Here is a 2735-nt window from a genome sequence, read left to right on the forward strand (position 1 = left end):
TCGGCGACCGCGCGGGCGAGCAGCCGCGTGCAGGCACCGCCGGGCTCCCGGCGGGATGCTCTCCCGGACCGCCGCGGCGTACCGGGGGTGGGCGAAGCTGATCCGGGCTCGGCGTGACCACGACCAGCCCGGCGTCCTCCGCCGCGTCCAGCGCGCCGGGCAGCATGCCCGCCGCCGTCAGGTCCCGCATGTCCGGCACGGTCAGCAGCGCGGCCAGCCGGACCGCCTCCCGGCTCGGGCCGGGCAGCGCCCGCAGCGTCTCGGCGAGCAGCCGGCGCAGCGACGACGGTACGGGCAGGTCCTCGTCGTGCGCGGGCGGGCGGGGCAGCCGCAGCACCGCCCGGGCCAGTTCGACGGCGAGCAGCGGGTTGCCGTCGGCGTCGCGTGCCAGCCGCTCGACCAGCGGGCGGCTGAGCGTGCCGCCGAGGCGGGCCTGAAGGATGCGGTGCAGGTCGGGCGCGGGCAGCGGCGGTACGTCGGCGCGCAGCAGCGGGTGCCGGCCGGTCGGGTCGTCGTCCAGCCCGAGCGGCACCGGCGTCGCCGGGGTCTCGCCGGTGCGGTGGGTGGCCAGGACGGCGGGCCACCGGGACAGCCGGCGCAGCGCGAACCGCAGCGCCCGGGCGCTCGGCAGGTCCAGCCACTGCGGGTCGTCGACGGCGAGCAGGAGCCGGGGCGCGTCCGTGACCGCCGCGTCGAGCAGGGTGCGGGTGGCGGCGCCCACGGCCCGTTCGTCGACCGCCGCGCCGTCGTGCTCGCCGGTCAGGAGCACCATGTCGGCCGCCGCGCGTTGCGGCGCCGGCAGCCCCGGTAGCGCGTCGGCCAGCGGGCGGAGCACGTCCGCCAGCGCCGCGTACGGCAACGCGCTCTCGGCCTCGGTGGGCGCGGCGGACAGCACCCGCCAGCCGGTGCGCCGGGCGTGGCCGAGCACTGCTCGCCACAGCGTCGTCTTGCCGATGCCGCTGGGACCGTCGAGGAGCACCGGAGTGCCCGCCGCCAGGGCGCGCCACACCCGCTCGACGACCGCGTCGCGGCCGACCAGTGCGGCGTCCATGGCGGGATGGTGGCACAGCCGGGCCCCCGAACCCAGCGTCGGCGCGGCCTAGCCCGGAACCTGTCCGCATATCGAGACGGGCGGGATCACCTCCTGGTTGCGGTAGACGTCGGCGCTCCAACTCGGCCCGCTGGTCGCCGCGATCGGCGGGATCCGGGGCGCCCGGGACGGGCTGAGCAGGCTGAGGAACTTGTTGATCACTTGGACGACGGGTTCCAGGATGCGGTAGCCGATGCCGAACCTCGCCCGTACGCCGAGGCCGACGCCCCGGCACACCGCGTACGGGGCGCCGAGCGCGGACCCGATCGTGGCCCCGTACGAGGTGACCAGCTCGAACCAGATGCCGGCGGTGAACAGGAACGCGCTGATCCCCATGGTGAACCGCACGCCGTGCCGGACGACCAGCCCCATCACGCCGACCGGCACGCCGGTGAGCGAGTCGAGCAGGCTCACCCGGCGCGCGAAGCCCTCCGTCACGCGCGACCCCACCTGGCCGTTTGCGTAGCCGAACCCGAGCTTGCCGGCCAGGGCGTACTCGCCGGAGCCGCGGAACGTGCCCAGTTTCGCGCCGAACGCGGTGGCCACCTCCAGCGTCTGGCTCACCGTGAACGACAGCGGCAGGCCGGCGACCAGTCCGATCGGGAACGCGATGTCGACCGGGACCGGGAACGTCTTGCGGTGGTTCTGCCCGCCGTCGACGCCGGCGGTGAAGTCCACCTTGATGCCGAAGCCACCGCCGATCTCCAGCTCGGCCCGGGTCACCTTGCCCGCGCCGATGGCCAGGTGGAACGACGCGGCCGGGCGGCCGACTGTGAGCGTGACGGTGCCGGCGAGCCGGACGCCGCCGTCGTCGTACGTGAAGTGCGTGCCGACGCCACCGGCGCAGCAGAACGTCCGTACCCGGTAGCCGTGGGCGCTCGCGGCGGCCTGCCCGCCCGGCGCGGGCGGCGGCTGCGCGGGCGCGACGGCGAGCGGCCGGGATCGGCCGAGCGTGCCGCCGGCCGCCGCGGCGTCCCGGGTCCACGACGGCTCACCTGCTACGTAGACGGTCGGCTGGTCGAGGGTGACGTCGTCCCCGCCGAACGTGCCGTCGCGGATCACCTCGGTGAGTGTGACCGGGCCGATCATGACGACCAGGTCGTCGCCTTCCTCGGCCAGGTCGAGCACCCGGCCCACGCCGCGTCCGGTGAGGAACATGACCCGGCCGGGCGCGAGCCGGTCGGCGTCGCGCGCGCCGGGATCGAGCCGCCAGGTCAGCCCGTCCGGGCTCACCGACCGCACGGTGCGGCTGCCGCCGCCGACCAGCACCACGTCCGGTTGCAGCGTGACGTCCTTCCCGGGCGCCGGCGCCTGCCCGTACCGGGGCTGCCCGTCGTCGGCCGCGTCGGCCGGGCCGGGCGTGGGGCCGCCGCAGCCGGTCACCGCCAGCAGCGCCGCCACGCCGGCCGCGAGCAGCCGACGGCCGCGCACCGGCCGCCTCACATCCGGCCGGCGACGGTACGGGCGAGCCGTTCCAGCGGCGCCCGGTTCTCCTGCGGGTCGTTGAGCCGCACCAGCCGCACCGCGACCCACAGGTCGCCCTTGCGCAGGAAGAACGCCTCCGCGGTGAGCAGGGCCTCGTCGGCAGTGCCGGCCAGCTCACGGATCTCGTGCTCGAGTTGCCGCTCGATGTCGAGGTACTTCT

Annotated in this window: 2 protein-coding genes and 1 pseudogene; all 3 read right to left on the bottom strand. The window is 76.3% G+C overall.

The annotated features are described in order from the left end of the window. Window positions 1-1051 (bottom strand): AAA family ATPase (locus MCBG_RS03555; protein WP_223201042.1); only part of this gene is annotated, 1051 nt, incomplete at its 3' end. Window positions 1052-1099: 48 nt separating this feature from the next. Further along, a complete protein-coding gene (locus MCBG_RS03560) occupies window positions 1100-2521 on the bottom strand; it encodes a hypothetical protein (protein ID WP_043323846.1) in 1422 nt (473 codons plus the stop codon). Window positions 2522-2529: 8 nt separating this feature from the next. Then, a pseudogene (locus MCBG_RS03565) lies at window positions 2530-2735 on the bottom strand (hypothetical protein); the annotation flags it as partial.

Source organism: Micromonospora sp. M42 (assembly GCF_000568915.1).
GTDB classification, from domain to species: domain Bacteria; phylum Actinomycetota; class Actinomycetes; order Mycobacteriales; family Micromonosporaceae; genus Micromonospora; species Micromonospora chalcea.